We start from the raw sequence: 22,716 nt of genomic DNA, 5'->3' as shown, positions 1-22,716 counted from the left end.
GCCCCCCCCGCCCCCCCCCCTCACCACCCCAGCCGCCCCCCCCCCCCCCCCCGGTCCCCACTACCGGTCCGGCGGGGCGATCGCCTTTTGTGCGGGCTACTGCTGCGGCGGGGGTGGCGGCTGGTGCTGCCACGGCTGCCCCTGCTGCGGGGGCTGCTGCCCCTGCCCCTGCTGGGGGCCGGGCTGCCAGGGCTGGCCGGGCTGGGGCGGCTGCTGTGCCTGGTGCGGCGGCTGCTGCCAGCCCTGCTGCGGTCCGGGCTGACCGGGCTGTCCCGGCTGTCCCGGCTGGGGGTAGCCGCCGGGCTGCTGCGGCGGCCCCTGCTGCGGATAGCCGTACCCGTACGGCGGCGGCTGCTGGCCCTGCTGCGGCTGCTGAGGCGCGTACGCCCCCGGGTAGGGCTGCTGACCGTGCCCGGGCAGCGGCGGGGCCTGCTGCGGCGGCTGGGCGCCCTCCCCGGCCGTCCACAGCCCCTGTGCCTGCTGCGCGCGGGAGAAGTCCTCGGCGACCATGGCGGAGAGGTTGAAGTACGCCTCCCGGGTCTTCGGGCGCATCATGTCGAGGTCCACCTCGGCGCCCGCCGACAGATGCTCGTCGAACGGCACGACGACCACCCCGCGGCAGCGGGTCTCGAAGTGCGACACGATGTCCTCGACCTTGATCATCTTGCCGGTCTCGCGGACCCCCGAGATGACCGTGATCGAGCGCGACACGAGGTCGGCGTAACCGTGCGCGGACAGCCAGTCGAGCGTGGTGCTCGCGCTGCTCGCACCGTCCACGGAGGGCGTGGAGATGATGATCAGCTGGTCGGCGAGGTCGAGCACCCCGCGCATCGCGCTGTAGAGCAGACCGGTGCCCGAGTCGGTGAGGATGATCGGGTACTGCTTGCCCAGGATGTCGATGACGCGGCGGTAGTCGTCGTCGTTGAACGTCGTCGAGACCGCCGGGTCCACGTCGTTGGCGAGGATCTCCAGCCCGGAGGACGACTGCGAGGTGAACCGCCGGATGTCCATATAGCTGTTGAGGTACGGGATCGCGGTGACCAGGTCGCGGATGGTCGCGCCGGTCTCACGCCGCACCCGGCGGCCGAGCGTGCCCGCGTCGGGGTTGGCGTCGATCGCGATGACCTTGTCCTGGCGCTCGGTGGCCAGGGTCGAGCCGAGCGCGGTGGTCGTCGTGGTCTTGCCGACGCCGCCCTTGAGGCTGATCACCGCGATGCGGTAGCACGAGAGCACCGGCGTACGGATCAGCTCCAGCTTGCGCTGCCTCTCCGCCTCCTCCTTCTTGCTGCCGAGCTTGAACCGCGAACCGACGGCGTTGTTCTTCTTGGGCTTCTGCTTCCCGCGGATGAGCCGGTCGGACGACAGCTCGACCGCCGCCGTGTACCCGAGCGGGGCGCCCGCGTTGCCCTGTCCGGCACCCGGCCGCTGGTCGGGCGCGGCGGCGGGCCAGCCGCCGCTACGGGGATCGGCGGCGGGGGCGGCGGCGTCGGGGCGCGGGTAGGCGTAGCCGTCCTGCGGCTGTGGCGGCTGCGGCTGTGGCGGCTGGTGGTGCTGCGGGGCGGGCGCGGGCGGCGGGTACGGCCCCTGGCCCTGCTGGGGGCTGGGATACGGCTGCCCCGCGTCGGGACGCGGATAGCCGTATCCGTCCGGCGTGGGCGCCGGAGGCTGCCCGGGCGCACCGGGGTGCGGGTAGCCGTACTGCGGTGCCTGTGGGGCCTGAGGCGCCTGCGGGGGCGGCGGTGCCTGGGGCCCCTGCGGGTTCTGCTGCGCACTCTGCGGCCCCTGGGGACCCTGGGGCCCGTGCGGACCCGGCGCGGCGGGGCCGCCGTGAGGGTAACCACCCTGCGCGGGGGCCGGGTTCGGCGCCGGGGGCTGCGGCCCGGGCGGCCCGGCGGCCGGGCCGGGGGCGGGCTGGCCCTGCGGGCCCGCCGCCGGCGGCGCCCACGGCCCGGTCTGCGGCGGCAGCGGACCACCGGCCGCGCCGGGCCCGCCCGTACGCTGCTCCGGAACCGGTGCCGGACCGCCGCCCGTACCGCCCGACTCCGGCGCGGCGGGCTGGAAGTCGGGCGGCAGCGGCGGCAGCCCGGACTGCGGAGCGGCGGGCGGTGCCCAGTTGTTGCCCGTCTCCTGCGGCGCCGTGGAGCCGGACGCCCCGTCCTGCCGCTCGGCCTCGGCGCGCTCCTCGGCCTCCCGGCGCAGCGATGCCGCGGAGAAGCGCATGGTGCCCTCGCTGCGCACGTCGCCGCTTCCGGCCTCGGCGTCACCGTCCGACCCGGCGGCGGCTTCCGCGTCGGCGGCCTGCTTCCGCTCCGCGATCTCGCGCCGCATCGAGGCGGTGGAGAACCGCACTGTGGAGTCGCTCGGCACGCCGTCGCCCTCGTCGGCGCCACTGTCGGCACCGGCACCGGTCTCGGGGGTGGCATCGGGGGCGGCGACCGGCGGGGGCGCGGCGGGCGCCAGCGCGTAGTCGTCGTCCTCGTCCGCGGCGGCGTCGGGAAGATCGGAAGCGTGCTGCTCGACCCGGTCGCCTTCCGGCGTGCCGTCAGCCGGGGCCGGAGCGGCCGGGCTTGCGGCGAAGCCGGACAAAGAGGGTGTTCCGTCGGCCTCGTCGCCCCGCGATCCGGCCTCCGCGTCCCCCGCGTCCTCCGCGGTCCCGTCCGGCGCGGCCTGGTGCACGGAGGCATCAGCGGGCGCGGGCTCGACGGAAGGCGCCTCTGGCGGAGGCGTCCACGTCTGGAAGCCCTCCGGCTCCGGCGGTCCGGGCACGTGCACCGGGTTGCCCACCGGCGGCGGAGGAGGCGGCGCCGCCCCGCCCCCCGTGTCCGCCCCGGTCCCCGCGGCGGGTGGTGCCGACGGCGAAGCGTTCTGCGTGTACCAGGCAGGTGGCGTGTAGTCGATGGTGAACTCGCCGGTGTGCTCGGTCTCGGCGTCGGACCGATCATCGCCGGGTGTGGTTCCGCCCGTGCGGATCTCGTCCCGATCGCTGCTCACAATGCCTCCTGGTGTGGTCGAACACCCTTGAAATTCATGGCGAGGCCGATCTGTTGCCGATCGCTACTGTCGTCCGACCGTTCGGCTTTCCCCTTTTGCGGCGCCGGGGACACCTGATCAGGTTCGTCACCGTGCGCACACCAAGCCTAATCACCATGAGGGACCCTATGGCAGGCCCGTCCCGGTACTCGCCCTGTCCGCTACCTCACGGTCTTCCGGAGGGACCGTGACCGGGCCGCACTCGACAACCGCTGGACCACCGGGTAGGGGCTCATGACCTGCTGATAATCGCACGACGGGGGTCGAGATTCTGCCGCCGCGTACCCGTCGGCAGGGCGAGAGGGCGGAAGACGAGGCGCTCCGGGAAACAAACGCCGCGTACAAGGCGACAGCAGCGGAACGAGGGCAACCGCGGCGGAAACCGATGGACTGCCCGCACCCCGGCAGGGACGCCGCGAAGGAGACGCTGGCCTGTGCCCCGGCTGCGGTCCTCCCCGAAGGAAAGGGGGCGCACCGCACGGTGTCCGCCCCCTCAGCACTTCACCGAACCGGCTCAGCGCACGTCGAACTCGCCGTCCCGCGCACCGAGCACGAACGCACGCCACTCGGCCTCCGTGTAGCGCAGCACCGTGCCGGGGTCGGCGGAATTCCGCATGGCCACGGCCCCGTTCGGAAGATAAGCGATCTCCACACGTTCTTCGGTGGTGCTGTCCGGCGCGCTGTGCCACGTGACATCGGAGATGTCGAGCGCGTACAGCTCAGCCTTCTCTTTGGCGTCAGCCATCGGTGGAGAATCCCTTCCCGTTACTGCGGGTGCCCGCACCCGCACAGACCTTGTCGACAGTCTCATCCACCCTGCACGCGGCGGCAATCGAACACCGTCAGTCCATCCGGCGGGCCGCCCCCAGCAGCCCGGATTCCACGTCGGTCGGATGCGTCGCCACGTATACCCGCGACTGACGATCACACCAAAGAGTGACTCCGTCCGGCAGAGCGGACAGCGACTCGACGTCTGCCGACGGCAGCCCCATGATCCGCCCGACCTGGGCGGCCTCATCGGGCGACACCCGCTGGATGCCGACCAGGTCGGCGTTCTCCATCAACCGCGGGGCGACCGGGCTGAGGTACGGCAACAGCGTCAGCACCGACTGCCAGGGAGCCGACGTCACCCGCCCGCGGGGCGGACGCATACCCGCGTCACGGATCACCAGGACCGGGCTGCCGATCGAGGGTCCCTGCGGTGGCACCCGGCCCACGTCATGAAGCGTGAGGCTCTGATGGCCGCTGTTCGCCGCCTGCGCCAGTGAGGTCCACATGTGCTGGCGACCGGTCTCGACGGTGACCCGGGCGCCCGTGGCGACCGTGCGCAGCCCGAGCACGTGCGCCGTCCACAGCCCCCCGATCAGCACGACGTTGAAGGGCATGGGGCGGTGCAGGCCGAGCACCGCCGGTTGGTCACGCGCACCGACCCCGATGATCACACCGTCGTCGCCGACGGGCAGAGACAGCGCGTCGAACTGCTCGGGCGACAGCTCGTGCCGCTGCCGCCGCGGCCCGATGAGCCCGAACCCCCTCCGCTGCCTGCGCGGTGCGGTGGCCGCCTGACCAGGGGCCAGGCCGGGCCCTGCCGCCGGGGCGGGCGACGGCCCGTTGAAGACGCTCGTGGGCGTGGCCATCAGCGGGTCCCTCCCAGGGGCAGAGTGGCGAGTACACCGGGTACCTGCTCGCGATCCAGCCGTACGAGCCCCATCCGCACCCCGCGGGCGGTGCGCTGCAGCTCCCGCCGCAATGCGACCAGGTCATCCGCGCTGCGGCCGGTGATCCGTACGTGCCCGGCCACCGTCGGCGCGTGCCGACCGCCCTGCGTGCCGCCCCGGCGCAAGGTGAGGCTCAGGGTCGTCGCGAGCGCGGGCAGCGAGGTGAGCAGCGCCGCCAGCTGCGGCAGCGGCGCGCCCCCCGGCCCCAGCTGTGGCCAGCGGCCGATCCAGTACGTGGTGTGCCAGCGGTCGTCGCAGCGCCAGGCCCGTGCGCTCTCCAGCGTGCGCCGGTTGTGCGTGTTCGTCTGCCGGGCCTGGGCGGTTGCCCTCGGATTCACGCTCGCCGCGGTCGCGACCGCGGCGGTCACGCCTTCCTCCGACAGCAGCGTCACGCCGAAACCGGCCCCTTGGAGCCTGCTCGACAGCTGATCCGCGGCACGCAGCACGCACCGCTGTGCGCCTTCCATGCCCCCGCCGCGCGCGGCGACGGCCTCCGGGCACAGCTCCGGGTCGAACTTCAGAGCCACCCAGGTCAGACGGACCGACGGCGCGCCGGTCCGCTCCTGCAGCGGCCCGTAGTTGCGCACGGGGACGGTCTGCGCCGACAGGTCGGGCGTGGGCGCGGGCAGCGCGTGCTGCACGATCTGCACCGACTCCAGCAGAATCCCGTCCACGTCCATGGCGTCGCGCAGCAGTGCCATCGGCAGCGGGCGCTGTGCGCGCGGCGGACGCAGGGGCGAGTCCACCGCCTCGACCCGCAGCACGGTGGTCAGGAAGGTGCCGTCCCCGACCAGGCCCACCGCGCGCCGCTCCCGGTCGGTGAACGTAAGGGTGCGCAGAGCCGGTTCGCACTCCACGGCAGGTGTGAAACCGGGGTCCGTGTCCGAGTCGACCGGCTTCGCGGCCTGTCGCTGCCGCCTGCGCAGCGCACCCGTGGTGCTGAGCCACTCCGGTACCGGCTGCTGATGGCGGTGGACCACGGCGAGGAGGACGAGGACCACGCCGACGACCGCGGCGGGCACCACGAGCAGCTTGTCGACGACCCAGGCGACGAGCACGAGCGCGGCGGCCACTTCCACCAGCACGAGCTGCTGCAGCCGCAGGGGGCCCATGCTGCCGGGCCGGGACATCAGCCGCGGGGTGACGGAGGCCGGGGCCGTCGCCTGCGGGGGAGTGGGGGCAGATGATCCCGAGCCGTATCCGGTCGGTGTTTGTCGGCCGGACGCGCTCCTCGCGCTGCGTCCGCGCGTGGCGGCAGCCATCCCCGTCAGCCCCTTAAAGTCTGAAACCCGCCCGAACAGCCCGGTCGTTGGGTGTGCTCACGAGTGTCCCCGGGCTACATGAGTCAATTCACTACCGGCATAGTAGAGGGTCGGTACGACACCAGGACCGAGGGCAGGCCACCTGACTACCGAGGCCGAAAACCGGGGAGAAGCGGCTAAACATGGCATCACGGCGGGATGAACTCAACGCCTATACCTTTGCGAAGAAGCGGACAGTCGCGGCATTTCTGCAACCTACGCTCAGCGGTACCGAGGAGGGCGCGCCGCGTCCCCTGCGGGCGGCTCTCCCCGGTGTCATCGTCGGTGCCCTGATTCTTGCGGGGTTCGGGGCCTGGGGGATGTTCAAGCCGGTCGCGCCCAAGGGCTGGGACGATGTCGCCTCGCATGTCATCGTGGGCAGCGACTCGACTACCCGCTATGTCGTCCTCAAGACCGACGGGAAGGTCCAGCTCCACCCGGTACTCAACTTCGCCTCCGCCAAGCTCCTCCTCGAGCCGGGAAAGTCCGGCATCCTCAAGGTGAAGGAAACCGAGCTGGACAACGGGCACATCCCGCGCGGCCCCACCATCGGCATCCCGTACGCACCGGACCGCATGCCGACGTCCGATGAGGCGAAGAAGCAAAAGGCGTGGGCGGTTTGCGAACAGCCGGGCGGCAATGGGAAGACCACGCAGAAGGCGGTCTTCGTCTTCTCGGAACGCGATCCCAAGCTGAAGAAGCTCCGTGGCCCCCAGGCGCTGCGGGGCGGCCAGGCCCTCTACGTAGAGGGTCAGGACGGCGCCCGTTATGTGGTGTCCCCGAACGGCACCAAGTACCTGATCGGCGGCCCGGACTGGAAGCAGAAACCCACCGCGGACACGAGTCTCCTGCTTCGCTCGATCTTCCATGACGGCGCCCGGCCCCAGCGGGTGACCAGCGACTGGCTGGCCACCCTCCGGGACGGCTCCCCCATCGACTTCCCGCAGGTCCCCGGCTCGATCGGCGGTGACGCCGGAATCCCGAGCCTGGGTGAGCGGGCCAACCGGGTCGGCATGGTCATCGAAGCGCCGAGCGGAACCGGAACGCAGAAGTACGTGGTGCTGCGGGACAAGGTGCAGCGCGTCTCGGAGTTCGTCGCCAAGCTCCTGATGCGCAGCAAGAGCTCCATCAACGACGCGAGCTCGGCGGTGCGGGTGAAGCCGGGCTCGTTCAACCCGGACCCCGACGAGTTCTACGGCACCAACCACTGGCCCGGCGAAATCCCGGATCAGTCCAACTCCGTCAATGGCGCGGCGGGCGGGAGCGCCCGCGACACCAGCTGCAACATCTTCAACGGAGTGACCCCCGAGGGCGATCCGAAGCTGACCACCTGGGCCGGCACGAACTTCCCCGCCACCATCCCGGACGGCGCCACCAGTGCCTACGTCACCCCGGGCTCGGGGCTCCTCTACCGCCAGGTCACCGGCCGCCAGATCAAGGACGGCCCGGTCTTCCTGGTGACGGACACCGGCCTTCGCTACGCGGTTCCGTCCAACAACGACAGCGATTCGGGGAAGTCCAAGATCGGCGGGGAGGACAAAACCGGGAAGGCCGCGACCGCCGAGTCCCAGCAGGATGTGAACAGGGCCCAGCGGAGCCTCGGTTACGAAGGCGCGAAACCCGTTCCGGTGCCCGCCAACTGGTCCGGATTCCTGCCGACGGGGCCACGGCTCGACTACAACAGCGCCAGGCAGCCGCAGGGGTCGTGAGACATGGGGCACTCGATGAACACGAAGTCGGTGTGGAGCGTGACCAAACCATTCGCTCTGTCGGCGGCCATGCTCCTCACGGCGCTGACCACGGCAGCCGGTCCGCCCCCGGCGCCGCACGTCCAGGACATGTCCCTCGCGGGCAGCGGTGAATGCACCTACCCCGCCAAGCAGATCAAGGGCACGCCCTGGTCGCTGCAACGCGTTCTTCTCGACCAGCTGTGGCAGGACACCAAGGGGAAAGACGCCGAGGGCCGTCCCGTCAAGGTCGCGGTGATCGACACCGGGGTGGACAACACCAACCGGCAGCTCAAGGACGCGGTCGACACGAGCGACGGCAGCGAGGTCCGCAAGGGCGGCAAGAAGAGCCTTTCCAAGGGGAAGAAGGGCGACGGCACGGACGATTCGGTCGGCCACGGCACCAAGGTGGCGGGCATCATCGCGGCACGCCCTCACTCCGGCACCGGATTCGTCGGCATCGCACCCGAATCCAAGATCATTCCGATTCGGCAGAACGACGAAAAGGGGTCCGGCACCACCGACACCATGGCCATCGCCATCGACCGGGCGGTCGCGGCGGGGGCCGGTGTCATCAACATCTCCCAGGACACCGTCAAACCGCTCGAAGCCAACAACAATCTGCAGCGGGCGGTCCAGGACGCGCTGAACAAGAATGTCGTCGTGGTCGCCTCGGCCGGAAACGACGGGCTCGACGGCAAGGTCAAGGAGACCTACCCGGCCGCCTACGACGGCGTTCTCGCGGTCGGCGCCTCGGACCGCAACAACGAGCGCGCCCCGTTCTCCCAGTCCGGTGACTTCGTCGACGTGGCGGCGCCCGGTGTCGAGATGGTCTCCACGGTCCCCAAGGGCGGCCAGTGCGTCGACAACGGCACGAGCTTCTCCGCCCCCTACGTCGCCGGCGTCGCCGCCCTGATCCGGGCGAAGCATCCCGACTGGAAGCCGCGCCAGGTCGTCGCCCAGATCGGGCAGACAGCCGAACGCGTGGTCAACCACCATGACCGGTTCGTCGGTTGGGGTGTCGTCGACCCCGTCCGCGCCCTCACCGAGGACGACGCCCCCCTCGACCGCGTCACCCCCGACAAGGGAGCCGCCGACAACGTCGACGCCCCCGACGGTGCGCCCATGATCCTCGGCGAGACCCCCCAGGAGCGGAAGGAACGCCTCGCGACCTACACCCTGGGCACCGCCGCCGTCCTCGTCGCCTTCCTCGCGGGCTGCGCGGCGGTCGTCAACGAACGAAACCGCCGCCGCCGTCCGTCCGCCGCATCTGAGTAGAAGTACTCATGGCGATGTCCGAGGGTGCTTATACATTGGATTCTTCGTTGTCGGCATGACGAAATGCGACATGGCGGGGCAATTGGGTGATGGATGTGGTCGTCGATATCGCCGGAGTATGTAACGGAAGTGTCGAAGAGTTGCCGCCGATACGTAGTTGGGGCTGGGCTGTTCGGGGGATACAGTGCTGGATGGGCGACGTGACGTCGCACGGGGAGGACGGGGCTGATGAACGGGGAGAGTCGTGGGTGAGGCGGGGGCACGGCCTGGACTCAACGTCGGCTCGGGCATATCGAAGAAGGCCGAGACGCTGGCCTACTTCAAGAAGCAGCTCGACAAGATGCTGAAGGACCTCGAGGAGTCGCCGGCGGCGAAGAGCGCGATCAGTCGGCATCGGATCGCGGCGGCGGCCTACGGGAAGTTTCCAGCGGCTGAAGAACTGGCGGGGAGCTACCAGAAGGTCCACACCCGTCTCGAAGAACTCTCACAGATCCTCGGTGACCAGCTCGAAGCGCTTGGCGTCGCCGTTCAGATTTCCGATCGCGGCTACGACAGTATCGATTCCGAGCAGGCAGCCCGGCTGCGAGAGATCCACAAGCGCGCGCAGAACTACTACGACAAGACGGATCCTCAGCAGGGGCGGTCGGCCGACGACGCCAACGCTGCCGGTACGGGCACGGGCAAGAGCGGTACGTCGGACGAGACCTTCGGCTAGTAGCGGGGAGTGGGGGCAATGGCAAGCTCGGACTTCGAGGGCATGTCTCTTGCGGAGCTGCACGCGTTGGTCGCTGACGCCGACCCGGACAAGCTGACCAGCGCGGGGACCGCGGTGGGTGACGCGAGCCCCAGGATCGACGCCATCGGGCTCGGCCTGCGTGGGTACGCGGAGCGGGTGGAATGGGACGGCGAGGGGGCGGATGGGTTCCGCGACTGGACGCGTGAGTTCGCCGGCGAGGTCATGAAACTCGCTCAGTACGCGGCGGTTGTGGGCGATCAGATGGCCGCGGCGGGCCAGGCGTTGAGGGAAGCACAGAAGGCCGTCCCCAAGCCGGTGGACGTGGCCGAAGCTCATGGGGACCCCGACCTGGACGACGCGCTCCAGAAGGACGCGACGACGAACAAGCAGGCGGCCATTCATCAGCTGGAGCGGGTGACCTCGTATTACCGGTTCGCGAATGATGAAATCAAGGCGCGGGAGGAGCCGAGGTTCAAGCCGCTGGCCTTTCCCGACGATCACCTGGACGTGGGCCAGGCATACGGTTCATCTCCCGGGGCCGAAACCTACGCGACAGCTTCGGATGCCAAGGTTCAGCCGGATGGGTCCAGCGTCTCCGAACCTCGGACTCGTGTTGCTCAGGACGCTGGCCAGGACACCCGTACTGCCATTGACGGGGCGAAAACTCTGACGCCGCCGGACGCCGCCGAGCGACGGCTTGGCGACGCTCCGCCGACTAACCGTCCTCCAGAGACGCGACGGGAAGTGACATTGCCGCCCGCGCCAATGAGGCCAGGGCCACCCACTTCAACCGCGAAGCCGCTTTCGCCGCGTATCGGCCCCACCCCTAGGAGTCTTGGTCCTTCGGGTGAAAAGCCCATTACCAGTACGTCAATCCCCAGGGGTCCCGTCCTGCCTCGGACCGGGAACACTGAGGGGATCGTCGGTGGGAAGCAGCGTCCGTTGAACAGTGGGCCGAGACTGCCTCGTTCGACGGTGATCGGTGAAGAGAGAACGTCGATGCCACGAGGGCCGGTAGTGGGTGGCGGTCCCCCCAACACCCGGGGCGGACAGTCGATTACGGGTAGATCCACGCCGGAACGTCGGCTTACCTCGGAATCCGGTGGACAAGTGAATCCGCCGCGGACTCCGTTTGTCTCTGAGGGGGGCAGGCCCGGCAGTCCGGCGACTGATCGGCAGGGGTCGGAGCGCCGCTCGGTTTTGGAATCCGGAGGTTCCGTCGCGAATCCTCGTAACTCCAGCCGGGGTCGAACTGAGTTCACTCCCGGTGGCGCGGGTCTTGTCAGGGGAGGCCAGGCAGGAACGCCAGTCCCCTCATCACGCATCAGCACAGCTAGGGCCGATCACGAGACGGGCGAGGCGCCCGACTACCTGGTCGAAGATGAAGAGACCTGGACTCTGGGGCGGCGTGACACTGTTCCTCCAGTTGTCGACTAGCGACATGAGTTCCGCAGTAAGTTGAGGAGAGCCACACGCCATGCCGATCCCGATTCGAGCCGCGCGGAGTAACGCGCAGCGCTCGCTCGTACTGCTTACGGCGGCACTGACTTGTTGGGCTGGAACAGCCCCGGCCGCATCGGCTGAAGACGTGCGGTCCCGTCAGTGGTATCTGGACGCCATGAAAGTTGACCAGATGCAGGAGGTGGCGACAGGAAGTGGCGTGACTGTCGCTGTTGTGGACAGTGGCGTTGACCGTGGGGTTCCGGAGCTTCGCGGGCGTGTTTTGAGCGGTAAAAACATGATGGGTAATTCGACAAACACCGCTGATGATACCGAGGGGCACGGCACGCGAATGGCCTCCCTTATTGCGGGAACGGGGGCCAGTGGCGGAATTCAGGGCGTGGCTCCTGATGCCAAAATTCTCCCTGTAAAGAATCAAGCGGGGAAGATATTTGCCGCCGATGAGGTAATGGGTAAATCCATCCGGTTTGCGGTCGATAATGGCGCCAAGGTGATCAACATTTCGATGGGCGCTCCGGGACCCAGCGAGGACGCCCCTTATACCAGGCGTGCGGTTGATTATGCCATGTCGAAGGGAAAGTTGATTTTTGCTTCGTCGGGAAATGATGGAGACCAGAGCAATGAGTCCGGTTATCCTGCAAATATTCCCGGAGTGGTCGGCGTAGGTGCGGTGAATTCCAGTGGTGCTGTGGCCAAGTTGTCCACCTTTGGTCCCCAAGTAGCCTTGGCGGCGCCGGGCGAAGATATTCCAGGGCGTTGTGAGGGCATGAAGGCGCTCTGCAACACTAAAGGGACAAGCCCGGCCGCTGCCCTGGCATCCGCGTCCGCCGCACTCATCTGGTCGAAGCATCCCAGCTGGACCAACAACCAGGTCCTCCGGGTCATGATGCAAACTGCGAACAAGCCAAAGGGAAAGGTTCCGAGCCGGTACATCGGATACGGCATCATCCGACCCGCTCAGGTCTTGCTCGACGGTAAGGGGAAGCCGGGCCCGGCGGACGTGAACCCGCTGCTCGAGCGCGAGGGGGCGACCACGCCGGACCCGTCCCCTTCCGCTTCGAAGTCTGGCGGCACCCAACCGCAGCCATCCGATTCGAACAACCAGGCTTCCGATCAGCAGGCAGGTAAGGAAACCGCTGCTGACGCCAAGTCGAGCGAGGGTGGCAATACCGGTCTTTGGGTCGCCTTGGGAGCGGGGGCTGCCGTCGTGGTTGCTGCCGTGGCCGTTGTCATGGTGAGGCGCCGTGGCAGCCAGTACTGACATCGCCTCGCTTTCCGTAAGCGAAACACGTGCGAATGGCGAGCGAGGGGTTGCTGCTTCCCGCCGGACTCGGTAGGAAGCTCTGACAGGGTGAGTTGAGGTAAGAAACCCCATCTCGACTCACCAACACATCATGGGGGAAGGTGGAATATGTCGGGCTCTCAGCACGTTAGCGACGCAGCATTCCAGAGCTTCGAGGCGTCAATCGAGCAGATTGGCTCCGAGCTCGCGACCAACTTGAAGACTCTGGCGAATGCCGTTGCCACGGTAGAGGCGGCCTGGAAGGGTGACGGCGCCAACGCGTTTCAGAAGGCGCAGTCGGATCTGAATCTCGACCACGAGGCTCTGCAGAAGTTGATCAAGGGCATTCATGAGGCAGTGGTTCTCACCCACCGCTCCAGTGGTGCCAACGACGGCGAGATTGCAGGAAAGCTCCAGAAGGTCGACGTCAACGGTAGTGCCGCCGGCGGACAGCTCGACCCTGGCAGTCAGTCTACTGGCATTAGCAAGATCGATCTGTACGGTCAGTAAAGACTGAACGCGGTCGTCGAGGTCCTCTAGGGCCAGGTCGATCGACACATCCGACACAACACCGGAGATGGCATGGACCTCAAGGTCAATTACAGCTCAATGGACTCGACCGCCAGCGACATCGAAAAGGGCGCGCAGGTAGTGCGCAAGCAGATCGATGACATCGTGGCTGCCGTGAAGAAGGTTACCGACGGCTGGGAGGGCGAAGCCCACACGATGATGCTGGCGGCTGAGAGGCAGTTCAACGCCAGGGCCGCCCACATCGATCACACCCTGAAGCACGTCGCGAAGCTCCTGCATGAAAGTAAGGCGGACTACCACCTTACTGACAAGAAGTCGGCCCAGATGTTCGAGGACATCACGTTTTGAGCCTGTCTGGGGGTGGGCAACCGTCGCACGGTTGCCCACCCCCTTTTCTCAGTTCACCGGCGGCCTGAGCTCCATCATGGAGTCTGGAGTCCGCTACAGCCGTGGCGCTTGGCGGACTGCTGAGCGAACGCCTTCAGTGTGGCTCGCTCGAACGCGGGGTCGGGCTTTTTCAGGGAAGGTTCGCCCTGCGTCCTCCAGGAGAGTCCCGACAGGGTGTAGAGACCCGTACCCAGGCCCTCCGGGCAGCGGGCATTTCCGTAAGCGCGGTGGGTTTTCGCGTCGGCACCCGAGTCCTCACCGGCGCCGAGGGAATCGTGGAGCTCGAAGCTCGACGATTTGTCGCGCACGTTCTTGGCGAAGCTCCCGTAGAGGGCGGTCAGCCTGTACGCCGGCTCGCCCTTCGCGTTGTTCAGGTAGCAGTCCTCCGCTGGGGAAGTCGGGTCAACGGGGGCTTCCGCAACCGACTCCAGCTTGTGGCCCTTGAGGTTCAGCTTGGCCACCGCGGAACAGGTTCCCTCGGCCTGGGCGACCGGGGTCGGGTTCTGCGGCGGGTTGGGGGCGATTTTCTTGATGACGTTGCCCGAGGGGGCGTCGCAATTGAACTTCTCGTCAGCGCTCTTCGCTATGCCGCTCGTCACCCGGGCGAAGGCCGCGCGGCCTTCGCCCGGGTTCGCGGGATCGAGGAGGTTATCGAATGCGTAGGTGCTGACGAGGAGACTCTCGCCCTTCTTGTTGCGGCATCCGAGCTCCATGCCGCCGTACAGACCTTCATCCGACACCACGGTGCCCGGCCACCCTCGCCCCATGGGGACGGCGCCACCGCCGACAGCGGTGAGGGAGTCGTGCTTGATGGCCGATGCCACCCGCTCCGCCTGTGAACTCCAGTGCATGTCCACCGTGATGGTCTTGCCGTTGTCCGGGTCTTCGACATAGCAGTTCGTGATGCGCCCGTCCTCACCGCCCGGGAAGTACCGCGTGGTATCCGACTCGGCGCGGACGTGGTCGCTGCCAAATCCCGTGCGAGCTTCGTCCTTCGGAACGACACCTCCGCAGGCCTCGTTCAGGGACCTGCCGTCGCGCCACTTCGCGTAGCCGCCGGTGAAGTAGAAAGTGCCACCGGCGATAGCCACCAGGCAGACGGTGATTGCCGACCCGATGCTGAGCCGACGCTGTACAGAGGTCTTCACAGGGGTGTTTCCCCAGGACCAGTTCTGTTACTGCTCGGGCAGCCAGCCCACCTGGGTGAGGGGAATGCCCCGCTTGCGGGAGACGAAGTAGCCGCGGCCCGGGGGCATGGGGCGGGGGCGGATGCCGCCGAGGACGTCGCCTTCGCCGGGGTCTCCTGACAGCACCATTCCCTGGGCGCCGAGTTCCTTCACCCGCTGCATGAAGGACTCGAACATCGAGCGCGACGCACCCGCCGAGCTGCGGGCGATGATGAAGCGCATGCCGACGTCGCGCGCGAAGGGGAGGTTCTCCGTGAGGACGGACAGGGGGTTGCCGCTGCCGCTGGAGACGAGTTCGTAGTCGTCGACGATGACGAAGAACTGGGGGCCGCTCCACCAGCTGCGGTCCCGCAGTTGCTGCGGGGTGATGTCGGGCTTCGGGGCGCGCCGTTCCATGAGGCTGTTCAGCGCGCCGGCGTGGAGTTCCAGTGCGGAAGCGATCGGCGCGTATTCCAGAAGGTGGCTGTCGGGGATGACGCCGAGCAGGGAGCGGCGGTAGTCGCCGACCACGATCTTGGCCTCGTCCGGACCGTACCGTTCGGTGATCTGCTTGGCGATGAGGCGGATGAGGGAGGTCTTGCCCGATTCGCTCTCACCGAAGATGACGAAGAAGGGGTCGGTTTCGAAGTCGACGAAGACCGGCTCGAGGTTGTTCTCGTCGATACCGATCGCGATGCCGTGCTGCGGGTATTCGAAGCCCTTCGGGAGTTCGTCGGCGCGGAGCTTGCGCGGCAGCAGGCGGACGCGGGGAGCGGATGCGCCGGACCAGGCGGCGCCCACGGCGCGGACCATCTCCGCGGTCGCGTCCGTCATGCCGTCGGGGTCATGGCCGGTGTCGATGCGCGGCTGGGCGCCCATGAAGTGCAGCTTCTCCGGCATCTGGCCGCGACCCGGCACGCCGGCCGGGACGTTCGCGGCGACCTTGCGGTCGAACTCCGAGTCCATCGTGTCGCCGAGGCGCAGCTCCAGGCGGTTGAGGAGCTGGTCCTTGAGCGATGCCCGGACCTCCATGTTGCGGGAGGCGGTGATGACGATGTGAACGCCGTAGCCCAGGCCGCGGCCGGCGATGTCGCTGACGATGCCTTCGAGCATGTCGTACTCGGCCTTGAAGTTGGCCCAGCCGTCCACGACCAGGAAGACATCGCCCCACCCCTGGTTGGCGTGCTGCCCGGCCGCCCGCTGCCGCCGGTAGGTGCTCATGGAGTCGATGTTCTGGGTGCGGAAGTACTCCTCGCGGCGTGCCAGGACACCGGCGACCTCGGCGATGGTGCGCCGCACCTTCTCCGGGTCCAGGCGCGAGGCGATTCCGCCCACGTGCGGCAGGTCGGTGACGGTGCTCAGGCCGCCACCACCGAAGTCGAGCCCGTAGAACTGCACTTCGGCCGGGGTGTGGGTGAGGGCGAAGGCCGAGACCAGGGTGCGCATCAGGGTCGACTTGCCGGACTGCGGGCCGCCCACCACCAGCATGTGGCCGGCGGCTCCCGAGAAGTCGCGGTAGAGGATGTCGCGGCGCTGTTCGACCGGCTTGTCGATGAGGCCGATGGGGACGACCAGCCCGCCGGGCCGGGCGTAGTCCGCCGACTGCAGACCACGCTCCGGGGTCGTGGCGAGCGGCGGCAGCAGTTCGTCCAGGGACGGGGCCTTGTCCAGGGGCGGCAGCCAGACCTGGTGGGCCGGCTGTCCCTGTCCTTCCAGGCGGCCCACGATCACGTCCAGGACCGTTTCGGCCAGCGCGTCGTCTTCCTGCCGGGCCGGGTTGATCAGCGCCGCGGGGTCGGGCGTCGTGTACGTCACGGGGACGGCGCCCGCGGTGAAGAGCACCGGCCGCCGTTCGACCGGCAGCGACGAGCCGTCCAGTTCGGTGCGGGTACGGGTGCGGTAGGTGCCCGAGACGTACGCCGCCTTGAAGCGGGTCATCTCGTCGGTCCCGAACTTCAGGTAGCCGGAGCCGGGCACGGACGGCAGGTGATAGGCGTCCGGTACTCCCAGGGCCGTACGCGACTCCGAGGCGGAGAAGGTACGCAGACCGATGCGGTACGAGAGGTACGTCTCCAGACCGCGCAGCCGTCCCTCCTCCAGCCGCTGTGAGGCCAGGAGCAGGTGCACGCCCAGCGATCGGCCGATACGGCCGATCTGGATGAACATTTCGATGAAGTCCGGCTTCGCCGTCAACAGCTCACTGAACTCGTCGATCACCAGGACGAGTGAGGACAGCGGCTCCAGTGGAGCTCCGGCGGCACGGGCCTTCTCGTAGTCATGCACGTTCGCGTAGTTGCCAGCCGACCTCAGCAGCTCCTGACGCCGCTGAAGCTCACCGCTGATCGAGTCGCGCATGCGGTCGACCAGCGTCAGGTCGTCCGAAAGGTTGGTGATGACCGCCGCCACATGGGGGAGTTCGGACATCCCGGCGAAGGTCGCGCCGCCCTTGAAGTCCGCCAGAACGAAGTTCAGGGTCTCCGACGAGTGGGTCACCGCGAGACCCAGCACGAGGGTCCGCAGCAGTTCGGACTTGCCGGAACCCGTCGCGCCGACGCACAGACCGTGCGGGCCCATGCCCTCCTGGGCGGCCTCCTTGAGGTCCAGCATGACCGGTGAGCCGTCCTCCGTGATGCCGATCGGCACCCGCAGCCGCTCGGCCAGGGAGCGCGGCCGCCAGGTGCGGGACACGTCCACGGAGCCCGCGTCCCCCAGCCCCAGCAGATCGGTGAAGTCGAGGTTGGCGAGCAGCGGCTCGTCGTCGTCGCCCCCGCCCATACGCAGCGGGGCGAGCTGACGCGCCAGTGCTTCCGCGGCCTCCGCGGACAGCAGGTCCGGGGTGCCGTCGTATGCCGCGACCTGTGAAAACAGGTGCAGCTTGCCCGGGCGTACGACGACCGACAGCCCGCCGCGCGGCTCGTCGAGCTCACCCGCCACCACCTCGATGACGGTCACCCCCTGCAAGCCTTCGGGCGCTGCGAACATCGAGTCCGGCGGCACGATCCCACCGTCCAGCACGACCAGGAGATGCGGCTGGTCGAGGGCGGGCTGCGCGTCCCGGCTGAACCGGCTGCGTCCCTCCAGACGGCCCTGGAGCAGTTCTTCCAGCTCGGCCAGCGAGTCGCTGAAAAGCCGCCGCGAGCCGGCGCCGTCGACCGCGCCCGCCACCTGCACATGCGGGAGCCACTTGGTCCACTCCCACTGTTCCGCCGCCCCGCGGGCGGCGACCACCGCGATGACCAGGTCCTCCGGCGAGTGCAGCGTGGCCAGCTGGGCGATGAGCGCCCGGGTGGCCCCGTGCGCGTACTCCGGCACTCCGGACACCGTCATGTGGTAGAAGGCGCGCAGCGAGACGGCCATGGGCATGCCGTCCAGCGACCCCTGGGTCGCGAGGAACTTCTGCATCGCGCCCGCCGTCAGCGGCTCCAGATCGTCGACGGTGGCGGTGTCGGGGGCGACCAGGGGAGTGGCGAGCTGCTGCGGTCCGAGTCCGACGCGCATCTGGCCGAAGTCCTTGTCGGTCAGACGCCGTTCCCACACCCGGCTGCCCTCGGCGACGACTGCCCAGAGCTGTTCGGGGGCGGGGTGCAGGTAGTACTGCGCGTCGCGCTGCCGCCGCGCCGTCTTCCGTACCGTTCTGCGGGTCTGCGCCAGGTACTTGAGGTAGTCGCGGCGCATGTCCGCCATCTGGCCCTGGGAGCCCCGCCGGTGCCGCATGATCATCGCGATGGTCATGCCGAGCGTGGAGAACATCATCATCACGCCCATGATCTTCATCATGGGCTGAGCGCCCGGCATGAAGAAGTAGACCATCGACGAGCCCATGCCGAGTGTCGGCAACAGCTGCATCAAGATGCCCTCTTGCTGCCCGCGCGGCAGTTCCGGAGGCGGTTCGAGGCGGAGTTCCTCGGTCGGCACCTCGGGCGGCAGAGCCCGCGGCTGGCGCTTGACGACGACCTGGCTCACCGAATCCCTCATCCCTCAGCGCGGCGGGACAGTTCTCGTCCGGCACCCCCGTGGCGACGGCCTCCCTCCGCGAGGGGTGATCCTATCGACGTATTGGCTGCACGGCCCGGGTAGGGTGGCCGCCGCGCGCACGTAATACGAGCGAGGCGGAAAACCGAACGAGGGGGACCTGAAAGTGAGTACGTCCGCTACGACCGGCTTCTGCCGAGTCACTGTGGTGGCTCCCGACAGCCGGATCGACGTCGCCCTTCCCGAGGACGTCGCCGTCGCCGACGTGTACCCGGAGATCCTGCGGCTGACCGGCCAGACCCAGCCCGCGGGTACGCCCACCGGATACCACCTCGTACGGCGCGACGGCACGGTCCTGGACAGCTCCCGTTCCCTGACGGCCCAGCAGGTGCTCGACGGCGAGCTGCTGTCCCTGCGCCCCTTCGCCGACTCGCTGCCGCCCGCCGTCTACGACGACGTCTCCGACGCGATCGCCTCTGCCGTCACCCGTGACCGGACCCTGTGGAACGACCAGTTCCTGCGCGCGTCCGGTCTCTTCGGCGGCTCCCTGCTGCTCATCCTCATGGGCTTCGTGCTCTGGTTCGCCGACCCCGTCAAGCACGACATGCACAGCCTGCCGGGCATCATCGCCGCGGCCGTCGGCGCTCTGCTGACCGCGCTCGCCGGGGTGCGGGCCCGGGTGTACGAGGACCGCGCGTCCGCCATCGCGCTCGGGCTGGGGGCGCTGCCCCACCTCATGATCGCGGGATCGGGCCTGCTGGCCCTCGAACAGGGCGAGGGGATCGGCCGTCTGCAGTTCCTGCTCGGCTGCGTAGCCGTGCTCGTCGGTTCCGTCGCCCTCGTCGCCGCGATGCCGGGCGGTGACGCACCGTTCGTCGCGGCCGTCTTCGCCTCCAGCGTCGGCACCGTCGCCACGTTCTGCGCGATCCTCACCGAAGCCGATCCCACCGGGACGGCGGCCGTCTGCGCCGTCGTCGCGATCGGCGCCGTCGCCTTCCTGCCGGGCCTGTCGGCGCGCGTTGCCCGGCTGCCCATCGGATACGCGGCACCCCACTCGGCGACCGACGAAAGCCTGGAGCCGAACAACGCGAACAACGTCCACGCCGCGGAACCCCTCGACGCCGAGCGCGTGGCCGCCCAGGCCCGCCGCGGCCACGAGATGCTGCTCGGCCTGGTCGGCGGCTGCTCGGCCGTCGTCGTCGGAGCCGCCGCCGTCCTGGGCTTCTCCGACAACATGTGGGGCCAGCTGCTGGCGCTCGCCTCCGGCCTCGCGATGCTGCTGCGCGCCCGCCTCTTCCGTTACACCACCCAGGTCGCCGCCGTCCTCGGCGCGGGCCTGGTCTCCCTCGGCCTGCTGGTGCTGGGGCTGTCCCTGAACCCGCCGGCCGACGCGGTCCTCAAGCTGATGACCGAGAACGACCGCGGGCCGCTCGACATCCGCACCATCTGGCTGGCCGCGGCCGTCACGGTGGGCGCCGGTCTGCTCCTGGCCATCGCGCTGATCATCCCCAGGGCCGGGATGTCCCCCTTCTGGGGCCGTCTCTCCGACCTCGCCGAGAGCGCCTTTCTGCTCTCCCTGGTCCCCCTCTGCCTGGCGGCGCTGGACGTCTACAGCACGGTGCGCGGGCTGACCAGTGGCTGATGGGCGCCGCCTCCCCCTCGGCCACCGCGGGGGGCGCGTGTGGAACCGCTGAGCCAGGACGATCCGCGGCGGCTCGGGCCGTATCACGTGATCGCGCGGCTGGCTCCGGCAGCGGGGGAGATCACCGTGGCCACCCGCCAGTTCATCGCGCGCGGCGCGGACGGGGCCCGCACCGTCGTGGTCACCACCCCACTGACGGAACTCGTGGACGACGCCGCCCATCGGGCGCGTTTCCTGGCCGAGGCGGAGAGCGCACGCCTGCTCGGCCGCGCCCGGCGGTTCCCCTGGCTCGCCCCGGTGGCGGAGGTCTCGGAAGCGGTCGGCGGACCCCCGTGGAGTGCGTCCCCGTACCGCCCGATGGTGCCGCTGCCCGCCGCGCTGGAGGCGTGCGGAGGCCCGCTCCCGGTCCGCACCGTGTGCGCGCTGGGCGCGGCCCTGGCCGAGACGCTGGCCGGGATTCACGAGACGGGCGCCACGCACGCGGGGACCGCGCCGGGCACGGTGTTCATCACGGACGACGGTCCCCGGCTGTCCGGATTCGGCGCGGTACGGGCCGCGGTCCCGGAAGGCAGGGAGCGGTCCGGCGTCCCGGGGCTGTCGGCGGACACGCTGCCCCCGGAACAGCTCGGGGGCGGGCGGCCGCGCCCCCTGGGGGACGTCTACGCGCTCGGCGCGGTCCTGGCGTACGCGGCAACGGGGCGGCTGGAGCCCGAGGCGGACGCCCTGCCGGAGGAGTTGAGGGGCACGCTGAGGTCATGCCTCGCCCCCGACCCGGCCGACCGGCCGACGGCGCAGAGCCTGCTGGACGAACTGATGCGAGGCGTCCGCCACGCCCCGGCCGCGGCGCCCGCCGCTGGACCGCAGGCCCCCGCGGGGGCGATGCCCACGGTCGTGGACGGCGCGGCGGCCGGTCCGCCCGCGCGGAGCGGCGGCCCGGGGGCGACCGAGCTGGACGGCGGTGGCATGAGCCGGGCCGCGGGCGCGCTGGGGCCGGGCTGGCTGCCCGCACGGCTGGTCGTCGCGCTGGCGGAGCAGTCCTCGGCGGTGCTGGCCGCGGAGATCGAAGCGGCAGCGGAGAACGAAGCGGCGGAGACGGCCTCCCCACAGGAAGGGGCGGCACCCGCCGGCACCGGCCACACGCCCATGCCCGAGCAGACCACCGCCGGCCGGCGCGGCACGGTCGGCATTCCGCATCCGCCGACCGGTGTGCCCAGCCGTCCGGACACCGCCGACGGCCCCGGGGCGCGGGACAGAGCCCGCCCCTCCCGGCGATCCCTGCTCCTCGGGGCGGCCTGCGGTACGGCGGGCGTCGCCGCAGGAGGCACCGTGGTGGGGGTGGCGACGGCCGGGGACGCCCCCGCACCGCTCACCCCGGCCGAGCGTCTGGCAGCGGCGCACCGCTCCCGCCGCCGGCTCGCGGGCGCCCCGCCGACCCCGCTCTGGCGGTTCGACGCCGACGGCGGACCGCTTGCGGACGCCCCGCTCATCTGCGCGGACCAGACCGCTGTCATCGCGACCGGCGAGGGCGTCACCGGGCTCGATCTGCGTACCGGGAAGCGGCTGTGGACCAGGGACGACGTCCGTGCACGGGGGCCGCTGAGGGCCGTCGGCAAGAACCTGGTGCTCGTCCCGGGAACCAAGATCGCCGCTCTCGCTCCCCGTACCGGAGACATCGAGTGGGAGCCGGAGGAATTCCGCCCCGGCGGCCGGACCCCGTACGCCGCTCTGCTCGCGGCGGAAGGCGGCACCGTCTGGATCGCCGCCGAACGCCGGGGCGGGGGCGACAGCCGGGTCCTGATCGCCTACGACCTCACCCGGGGCAAGGAACTGTGGACCAGCCCGCTGCCCGGCGGCTTCGACCAGGGCTACCTGATGAAGGACGTCCTCGTGGCGCGGGGCAAGGAGTTCATGGCGTTCGACCGCACCCATGGGGCGCGGCGATGGACGCGCTCCTACAAGGGCGTGACGGCCGGACGGCCGGTGACCACCGACAGCGGCGGCACACTCATCGCCTCGGTCAGCTCCGATCTGTGCGGCTACGACGTGGCCCGTGGCGGCGGGCCCTCGTGGACCGTACCGGCGAAGGGCGAGGTCTCCTACAAGCATCTCGCCGACTTCGGCCCTCCGGTCGTCCACGGGGACACGGTGTACGCCACCGATGGCGCCTACGCGGTCCACGCGCTCTCGGCACGGACCGGTGCGGTGCGGTGGCAGCGCGTCTACGGCCTCGTCACGAAGGCGCTGTCCGGAGCACGCACGCCCGATACGACGGTGAGTCCTTCCGGGCACACGGTGCTGATGAGCAATGACGTGGAAGTCGACGCCATCGATGCCGAGGACGGCACTCTGCGCTGGCGCTTCACGGACAGCGGCGCCGCGGGAGCCAAGGGGATCGTGGCGCGTCGCAGAGTCGCGCTCACGGACGATCTGGCCGTCGTCGTCAGTGGAAAGAGCGTCTATGCCCTGCCGCTGCGTTGAACCGCGG

General features: G+C 69.6%; 14 protein-coding genes. 8 read left to right on the top strand and 6 right to left on the bottom strand.

The window, feature by feature from the left end:
- Positions 1-96 precede the first annotated feature (96 nt).
- The 4 genes from ABZ370_RS43340 to eccE all read right to left on the bottom strand — a co-directional run bounded on the left by ABZ370_RS43340 (position 97) and on the right by eccE (position 6,010).
- Positions 97-2,991: an SCO5717 family growth-regulating ATPase gene (locus ABZ370_RS43340; protein ID WP_358633909.1), complete on the bottom strand. Its 2,895-nt coding sequence runs from the start codon at positions 2,989-2,991 to the stop codon at positions 97-99.
- A gap of 553 nt (positions 2,992-3,544) precedes the next feature.
- Positions 3,545-3,775, bottom strand: a complete 231-nt coding sequence (locus ABZ370_RS43335) for a DUF397 domain-containing protein (protein WP_358633906.1) — start codon at positions 3,773-3,775, stop codon at positions 3,545-3,547.
- 97 nt (positions 3,776-3,872) lie between these two features.
- Positions 3,873-4,667 carry a hypothetical protein gene (locus ABZ370_RS43330; RefSeq protein ID WP_358633903.1) on the bottom strand — a complete coding sequence of 265 codons (795 nt, stop codon included), beginning with the start codon at positions 4,665-4,667 and terminating at the stop codon, positions 3,873-3,875.
- A complete protein-coding gene (gene eccE, locus ABZ370_RS43325; RefSeq protein ID WP_358633900.1) occupies positions 4,667-6,010 on the bottom strand; it encodes a type VII secretion protein EccE in 1,344 nt (447 codons plus the stop codon). The genes ABZ370_RS43330 and eccE overlap by 1 nt, the downstream gene beginning before the upstream one ends.
- A 182-nt stretch (positions 6,011-6,192) precedes the next feature.
- On the opposite strand from eccE, the gene eccB reads away from it, so the two are divergent.
- From eccB to ABZ370_RS43295, 6 genes are all read left to right on the top strand, one after another.
- The gene (gene eccB / locus ABZ370_RS43320) at positions 6,193-7,758 is read left to right on the top strand and encodes a type VII secretion protein EccB (protein ID WP_358633897.1); all 1,566 of its coding nucleotides are present in this window, start codon (positions 6,193-6,195) and stop codon (positions 7,756-7,758) included.
- A 3-nt stretch (positions 7,759-7,761) separates the two neighbouring features.
- A complete protein-coding gene (gene mycP / locus ABZ370_RS43315) occupies positions 7,762-9,054 on the top strand; it encodes a type VII secretion-associated serine protease mycosin (protein ID WP_358633894.1) in 1,293 nt (430 codons plus the stop codon).
- A 244-nt stretch (positions 9,055-9,298) separates the two neighbouring features.
- The gene (locus ABZ370_RS43310; protein ID WP_358633891.1) at positions 9,299-9,769 is read left to right on the top strand and encodes a hypothetical protein; all 471 of its coding nucleotides are present in this window, start codon (positions 9,299-9,301) and stop codon (positions 9,767-9,769) included.
- A 1,498-nt stretch (positions 9,770-11,267) separates the two neighbouring features.
- Positions 11,268-12,512 carry a S8 family serine peptidase gene (locus tag ABZ370_RS43305; RefSeq protein ID WP_358633888.1) on the top strand — a complete coding sequence of 415 codons (1,245 nt, stop codon included), beginning with the start codon at positions 11,268-11,270 and terminating at the stop codon, positions 12,510-12,512.
- 150 nt (positions 12,513-12,662) lie between these two features.
- A complete protein-coding gene (locus tag ABZ370_RS43300; protein WP_358633885.1) occupies positions 12,663-13,043 on the top strand; it encodes a WXG100 family type VII secretion target in 381 nt (126 codons plus the stop codon).
- Positions 13,044-13,115: 72 nt separating this feature from the next.
- Entirely contained in the window at positions 13,116-13,412 is a 297-nt protein-coding gene (locus tag ABZ370_RS43295; RefSeq protein ID WP_358633882.1) for a WXG100 family type VII secretion target, read from the top strand.
- A gap of 74 nt (positions 13,413-13,486) precedes the next feature.
- On the opposite strand, the gene ABZ370_RS43290 is transcribed toward ABZ370_RS43295, so the two are convergent.
- Both ABZ370_RS43290 and eccCa read right to left on the bottom strand, forming a co-directional pair.
- Complete coding sequence (locus tag ABZ370_RS43290) at positions 13,487-14,599, bottom strand: hypothetical protein (RefSeq protein WP_358633879.1); 1,113 nt, start codon at positions 14,597-14,599, stop codon at positions 13,487-13,489.
- 27 nt (positions 14,600-14,626) lie between these two features.
- Positions 14,627-18,580, bottom strand: coding sequence for a type VII secretion protein EccCa (gene eccCa / locus ABZ370_RS43285; protein WP_358633876.1), 3,954 nt, complete (start codon positions 18,578-18,580; stop codon positions 14,627-14,629).
- Between the two features lie 175 nt (positions 18,581-18,755).
- On the opposite strand from eccCa, the gene eccD reads away from it, so the two are divergent.
- The gene (gene eccD / locus ABZ370_RS43280) at positions 18,756-20,231 is read left to right on the top strand and encodes a type VII secretion integral membrane protein EccD (protein WP_358633874.1); all 1,476 of its coding nucleotides are present in this window, start codon (positions 18,756-18,758) and stop codon (positions 20,229-20,231) included.
- Between the two features lie 39 nt (positions 20,232-20,270).
- Positions 20,271-22,709, top strand: coding sequence for a PQQ-binding-like beta-propeller repeat protein (locus ABZ370_RS43275; protein ID WP_358633871.1), 2,439 nt, complete (start codon positions 20,271-20,273; stop codon positions 22,707-22,709).
- Positions 22,710-22,716: the final 7 nt, after the last annotated feature.

The organism is Streptomyces sp. NPDC005962 (assembly GCF_040629205.1).
GTDB lineage: Bacteria > Actinomycetota > Actinomycetes > Streptomycetales > Streptomycetaceae > Streptomyces.
The sequence above is the reverse complement of the archived record's forward strand: the minus strand, read 5'-3'. Positions and strand labels throughout refer to the sequence as shown.

Bases quoted from the DNA above. Each gene is read 5' to 3' on its own strand.
- ABZ370_RS43335 (WP_358633906.1), bottom strand. From the start codon at position 3,775: ATGGCTGACGCCAAAGAGAAGGCTGAGCTGTACGCGCTCGACATCTCC.
- ABZ370_RS43330 (WP_358633903.1), bottom strand. From the start codon at position 4,667: ATGGCCACGCCCACGAGCGTCTTCAACGGGCCGTCGCCCGCCCCGGCG.
- eccE (WP_358633900.1), bottom strand. From the start codon at position 6,010: ATGGCTGCCGCCACGCGCGGACGCAGCGCGAGGAGCGCGTCCGGCCGA.
- eccB (WP_358633897.1), top strand. From the start codon at position 6,193: ATGGCATCACGGCGGGATGAACTCAACGCCTATACCTTTGCGAAGAAG.
- mycP (WP_358633894.1), top strand. From the start codon at position 7,762: ATGGGGCACTCGATGAACACGAAGTCGGTGTGGAGCGTGACCAAACCA.
- ABZ370_RS43305 (WP_358633888.1), top strand. From the start codon at position 11,268: ATGCCGATCCCGATTCGAGCCGCGCGGAGTAACGCGCAGCGCTCGCTC.
- ABZ370_RS43300 (WP_358633885.1), top strand. From the start codon at position 12,663: ATGTCGGGCTCTCAGCACGTTAGCGACGCAGCATTCCAGAGCTTCGAG.
- ABZ370_RS43295 (WP_358633882.1), top strand. From the start codon at position 13,116: ATGGACCTCAAGGTCAATTACAGCTCAATGGACTCGACCGCCAGCGAC.